The sequence below is a fragment of the Chitinophaga sp. genome (genome assembly GCF_035564935.1).
In the GTDB taxonomy this organism is placed as follows: Bacteria; Bacteroidota; Bacteroidia; order Chitinophagales; family Chitinophagaceae; genus Chitinophaga.
Genome location: NZ_DATMTE010001134.1, coordinates 1 through 6,114 on the forward strand (window position 1 = coordinate 1; position 6,114 = coordinate 6,114).

A 6,114-nucleotide genomic window follows, 5' to 3' on the forward strand; every position below is an offset into this window, starting at 1 on the left:
GCTTAACTATTCAGCCCCCCGTCAATTGTCAGCGCAGAGCCGTTGATGAACGCACTCTCGGGGCCAGCCAGGAAGCTTACCAGGTCAGCAACATCGGTAGCAGTGCCGTAATGGCCCAGCGCAATATGCTGACGCTGATAATCTGCATGAGGGCCATCAGCCGGGTTCATGTCTGTATCTACCGGGCCGGGTTGTACCAGGTTGGTGGTGATGCCCCTGGAGCCCAGGTCGCGTGCCAGCCCTTTATTGAAAGCCGTAAGCGCGGATTTGCTCATGCTGTACAAGGTGCCTTGCGGCCCCACTACCCGGTCGGCCATACAGCTGCCGATAGTGATGATCCTGCCGCCGCTGCCCATATGCCGGGTAGCTGCCTGTGTGGCCACAAATACTGCACGGGTGTTTACGGCCATTGTATGTTCGTAATCCTCCAGGGTATAATCGGAAAACGCTTTCATTACTGCGGTACCGGCGTTGTTAACGAGTATATCTATACGGCCATGGGTGTTAACGGTATGATCCACCGCAGCCACCACTGCGTTCACATCGGCGCTGTCGGCCGCTACTGCCGTTGCCTTCTGTCCTTTGGCAGCTAATTCTTCTACCAGTGCGGCTGCCGGCGCAGCCCCCTTTACATAGGTAAATACTACCGTAGCGCCTTCTCCTGCCAAACGTTTTACAATGGCGGCGCCCATACCGCGACTACCTCCTGTTACCAGGGCTATCTTATTTTCCAGACGTTTCATAATAAATGATTTTATGCTGGCAAAACTAGACCGGTTAACCCAGGTAAAGAAGAGGAGTGATAATTGTTAACTACTAACTTTCATGTTAGAATTGGGCTGGAGGTACTTTTCACGGAGTATGTTCAGATGGTGCGCCTGGTGTCCTGCTATCGCGAAACCAAGTGCAAGTACCGAAAGCTCAGTTTTCCAGCTCATCCCAACTCTTAACAGCGCCGCTGCCGAGAAGTTATTGAACTGCATAATAGTGGCATTACGCACCGCTTTCAGCTCCGCCAGTATTTCTGCAACGCTCCGGTCGTCTGTTTCCGCATTGCTGGCATAGTCGTCCTGCTCCATTCCCGGCGGCATCTGGGGATCTTTCCGGGCAAACAACAACGCGCGGAAGGAAAACACCCTTTCTGTATCGGTAATATGCTGGAGTACATTCTTAAGTGTCCATTTACCCGGCTCATAGGCGTAGTTACCCAATGGCTCCAGCGCTGCGGCATCGAGTGCATTCAGCGTTTGCAACGACTCGTCCAGGGCAGTTTTAAGATCTACGTCCGGTACAAGGTTGATATAAGTGGCATAATATCCCGGGTCCGGGCTGATAGCGTTTTTTTTCATCTGGTGAGTTTTAAGGGAAGATGAATATACGAACATTTTCCGCCGGCGGCAGGCTATTCACCCGACTTATTCATCTTAATAATATATTTAATATATTTGCAGACGATATATCCTGACTACCTACAATCTCCTTCTATGAAATACCTGTTACGATGCCTGCTGCTGCCGGTATTTATCGGATTAGCCACCGCCCTGCCGGCGCAGGAAAAGAACGGTAATGTGCCTGCCCGCTGGGATGCCCGGTGGATCACTGCCGGCGATGCTTCTCCTTCCGCATACGGCGTATTCCTTTTTCGGAAACAGTTTCAGTTGCTCAACTATTCCGGTCCCTTTATTATTCACCTCTCTGCGGATAACCGCTACCGTTTGTATGTAAACGGACGGCTGGCCGGCATAGGGCCTGCACGATCAGACCTGGCCAACTGGTATTACGAAACCATCGATATCAGCGCTTACCTGAAATACGGGGTGAATGTTATTGCTGCAGAAGTAGTGAACTTCGGCCCGCATATGCCCCGCGGCCAGCTTAGTAACGGAACGGGCCTGCTGATCCAGGGACATACACCCGGAGAAGCAGCGATTATCAACACCGGAACAGCTTCCTGGAAAGTGATGGAAGATGAATCGGTACACCCCGCACCGGTAAAAACCGGGGAAAACGTTTTCTACGGCGCTTACCCCGGCGATAGCGTTACCGCACAGTATCACCCCTGGGGCTGGGAACAGTCTGCATATAATGATAGCGCCTGGGAGGCCGCAACCATTGCTGCCGGGGTAGCCCTGCAAGGCCATAGCGCTGCTAACTGGCCTTTACTTACGCCATCGCCCATTGGCCGTTTGTACCAGGAGCGGCAATCATTTTCAGCCATTATTTCACAGCAGGGAGCAACAACCAGCATAGCACTGCTGAAAGGAACGGCTCCACTAACTATACCGGCTAAACGAAAAGTAACGTTGCTGCTGGATGCAGGGCAGCAAACCATCGGGTTTCCTGAAATGCTGATCAGCGGCGGACTGGAAGCGGCTATCAATATTACCTACCGGCCGGCATATGCCAGCAGCACGGTGATAAAGGACATTGTGCACCCGGATGGCGGCGCCCGCCGTAAATTCATATCCTCGGGGTATAGAAGTTTCAGGTACGTGCAGCTGGACATCGAAACGGGGCGGTCGCCCCTCACATTGCTTGATTACTACAACGTATATACGCAGTACCTGCTGAACGACAGGTCGGCTTTCAGCGCCGGCTCAATGGCCGACTCCCTTTGGACCACCGGTAAAAGAGCCGCACTGACAGGCGCGCAGGATAACCTGTACAATGATCCTTTCAGCGGGCAGCTGCAATACATACAGGAGGCACGTATCCAGGGACTTGCCATCAGTTTTTTTTCGGGAGATGACCAACTGTTCAGAAATGCGCTGGTACAAACAGATCAGTCGCGTATACCGGAAGGATTGGTCCGTTCGCGTTACCCGTCGAACGACCGGCTGGTATCAGTAACGGATGCACTGGCATGGATCGGCGCTGTCCAGGATTATTTGCTTTACAGGGCTGACAAGGAATTGGCGAAGCAATGTTTTCCCGGGGTACGCAGCATCCTCGATTGGGTGGATCGCTACCAGGATCCGGCTACGGACTTGCCCGGCAGCATGCCATACAACGATAGTGTAGCGTTGTCGCCTACCACAGGCCAATACCTGTATGCGCTCCGGCAGGCAGCTGTTATTGCCGGTTATTGCGATAAGCAGGCCGACTCGCTAACGTATACCCGTACAGCCGATAAGTTAAGGGAAGTATGGTATCAGCAATGTTATGATGCAGGGAAAGGTTTGTATGCGGAAACGGCGGCAAAGAAAACATTTTCCCGTTATACCAATGCAATGGCGGTGCTGGCACAGGCGGTACCACCCCGGCAGGTGAAAAATGTAATGCAGCGTTTACTGGCCGAAAAACAGCCGGGGGAAGAATCGTTACGTGAGAAGTATTATATCTTTAAAGCAATGCAGGAAACTGGTGTTACGGAAACTTTTCCTGCTGAATTACAGTCGCTCGCAACGCTGCTGGAGCAAAACAATGCGGCAGCTTACCAGGCAAGCGCCGCTGTGGCCAATCTTTTTCTGCTGGGCATTACAGCAGGCATACAACCAGCCTCCTATGGTTTCAGAACCGTATTGATTGCACCGGACCCCGGCAATTCATCACAGGTAAAAGCTACCATGGTGCATCCTGATGGTTTAATAGAAGTAGACCTGGCATTCAGAAATAATCGTGTAACCGGCACCGTTAGGGTTCCGTTCGGTATCACCGGGAAGTTTCGCTGGCGTGGTAAGGAGATCACTTTGCATGGTGGCCCGCAGGATATTGCGCTTTGATCGCCTTCGGCGATACGCGGATTTTGTCTGACTCAGGATTAAACTGATTACCCTGATTACCCTGATTTAATTTTGTGATGATTTTAAAAGATTTTGGGAGATAAACGCGAAAGTATCCGCTTAAATCTCCCAAAATCATTTTAAATCCAAAGTAATCAAATCAGTGTAATCAGTTTAATCCTGAGTCAGACAACATCCGCTTCGATCTCCGCGAGGGCGTTGAGTTGCGGATCCCAGCGCCAGGGCGTGCCTGCCAGTGGTACACCTCCGAGCCAGTGATGCTCCAGTGAGGCATAGTCCAGGTAGTTTTCTTCTTCTTCCAGGATTTCTCTTCCAAGGCTGGTGATTTTCAGCATCTGGTCATTTTCTTCGATTACGCCGGCGTTAGCCATGCGATGTATAAGGATATCCAGCTGGAAGTTGGTGAAGCCGTATATTTCCAGTTCGCTCCAGAAAAGCATGTAGAGGTCGTACCAGCGATAGCTGCCAAGTACGAGGCGGAGCAGGAAATAGTTTTCAATGGTGCTGAGGCCGGTATTGATATCGGGGAACCGTTTCAGGTGTGCAGTAATGGCTGCGGGGAGGTATTTCAGGTTCCCGGGAGGCAGTTTACTAATGGTTTCAAGTACCTGCGGGGTGCGTTGGCACCAGGCATCCCAAACATCGGCGGCCCAGGTAAGGTCATTGGGTTGAAGGCGTGTACGTTGTTCAAAAATTTGCGGAAACTCGCCGGCAGTGGGATGATGATGGAGGTCTGCCAGGCTGATGGGCGGAAGGGTGGTAAGCCGGCTGCTGAGATAGTGGAGGACGAACAGCATATTAACCTGGCAAAACAGGTCGTATTCAAACCAGAGGACTATTTCGTCTGCAGCGGAGCCGGAGAGATCCAGCTTCTCCAGCTCCTGTACTACATTAGTAAAATAGGTTTGTTTATCAATTCCGTAATGATACCCGAGGTGTTTGGCGCGGCTTTCAAAGAATTGTGAGAGGTCTTTTGTGTATTTTACTTTGCCTTCACACATCATTTCCCTGCATACCACTACTTCTCCCGGCACCTTGCTTTGCCGGAACAAGGCAAGGGTAGCATCTCCGTTTAACACATGCAAATATGACATAAAATAGTTTTCTGCTATTACCAGCTGCCACTGGCGCCACCGCCGCCTCCGGAACCTCCTCCGAAACCGCCGAAGCCACCGCCGCCTCCACCACCGGACCATCCTCCGCCGCTGCTGCCACTACCAAAGCCGCCCATACCGCCTATTACCGGCCAGATCCATCCGCCACGCCTGTTGTAGGTGGTGCCGCCACCTCTGCCGCCGCCACCGCCGCGACTGATGATGGAAATGATGATCACGATCACCATAATGATCAGGAATATAGCGCCGGGGCTGATACCCGGTTTACTTTGCCTGGGATCTGCACGGTATTCGCCGGCAGCTGCCTTCTGAATGGCCTCCACGGCCCCATCCAGCCCCTGGTAGTAGTGGCCTTCGCGGAAGGCCGGTTTTATGATCTGGGAAATGATCTGGTTAGCGGTAGCGTCGGGTACTACGCCTTCCATACCGTAACCGGTTTCTATCCTGATCTTCCTGTCTTCCAGTGAAACAAGAATAAGGATACCATTGTTCTTGCCTTTGGTACCTATTCCCCAATCACGCAATATTTTTAATGATACCTGGCTGATATCGTAGTCACCGATGGACTTGAGTGTAACAATAGCTATCTGAGTGGAGGTGCTGTCGAAGTAAGCCACTACTTTTTGTTCGAGGGCATCGTCTTCGCTTTTCAGCAGCACACCTGCAAAGTCGTTCACTAAAGTGGGAGGATTAGGCCGGGGCGGTATATTCTGGGCGTTTGCCAGCAAACCCGCCATCATCAATAATCCCGGTAAAAACCAGCGTAGTATCCTCATTGTATCAAAGCTAAAATCGTTTAAAAAGAGTGGCCGTTATTTACCAAAGACGATATCGTCGGACAGTTCATTAGCATCATCACCGGCTTCATGCGGGAAAAAGGTACGGAGTGAGGCGCCTATTTCCGCTATGCATGCTTCGATGCCATCGATAATACGATTTTCCTGAAAGTGGCTGATCAATAACCCGGCTTCTTTTTCCCAGAAGTCGTTACCTACTTTCTCGTGTATGCCCTGGTCGCCCAGGATGGCAAACTGCCGGTCTCTGATGGCCACATATACCAATACGCCATTGCGTAATCTTGTTTTTGCCATGTCCAGCGATGCGAAAGCTTCTTTCGCCCTGTCCATAGGATCCACATAACTGCAATGGCTTTCTACAAACAACCTGATTTCCCCGGAGGTAAGCCGTTCTGCTACCCGGATAGCGTGCACCAGTCTTTCTTTTTCTGTTTCTGAAAAAATCTCTTTCCGTTTAAA

Annotated in this window: 6 protein-coding genes; 1 reads left to right on the forward strand and 5 read right to left on the reverse strand. The window is 51.3% G+C overall.

The annotated features are described in order from the left end of the window. Window positions 1–2 precede the first annotated feature (2 nt). Both VN105_RS29350 and VN105_RS29355 read right to left on the reverse strand, forming a co-directional pair. Window positions 3–743, reverse strand: a complete 741-nt coding sequence (locus VN105_RS29350) for an SDR family oxidoreductase (protein ID WP_325646987.1) — start codon at window positions 741–743, stop codon at window positions 3–5. Between the two features lie 66 nt (window positions 744–809). Further along, window positions 810–1,349, reverse strand: a complete 540-nt coding sequence (locus VN105_RS29355) for a DinB family protein (protein ID WP_325646989.1) — start codon at window positions 1,347–1,349, stop codon at window positions 810–812. 135 nt (window positions 1,350–1,484) lie between these two features. Between VN105_RS29355 and VN105_RS29360 the strand changes: the two genes are divergently transcribed. Then, on the forward strand, window positions 1,485–3,722 hold the full coding sequence (locus tag VN105_RS29360; RefSeq protein ID WP_325646991.1) for an alpha-L-rhamnosidase C-terminal domain-containing protein: 2,238 nt from the start codon (window positions 1,485–1,487) through the stop codon (window positions 3,720–3,722). A gap of 185 nt (window positions 3,723–3,907) precedes the next feature. Here VN105_RS29360 and VN105_RS29365 read toward each other — a convergent pair whose 3' ends face one another. From VN105_RS29365 to VN105_RS29375, 3 genes are all read right to left on the reverse strand, one after another. Then, window positions 3,908–4,837, reverse strand: coding sequence for a hypothetical protein (locus VN105_RS29365; RefSeq protein ID WP_325646993.1), 930 nt, complete (start codon window positions 4,835–4,837; stop codon window positions 3,908–3,910). A gap of 17 nt (window positions 4,838–4,854) precedes the next feature. Further along, window positions 4,855–5,634, reverse strand: coding sequence for a TPM domain-containing protein (locus VN105_RS29370; protein ID WP_325646995.1), 780 nt, complete (start codon window positions 5,632–5,634; stop codon window positions 4,855–4,857). Between the two features lie 36 nt (window positions 5,635–5,670). Then, window positions 5,671–6,114 (reverse strand): TPM domain-containing protein (locus tag VN105_RS29375; RefSeq protein WP_325646997.1); only part of this gene is annotated, 444 nt, incomplete at its 5' end.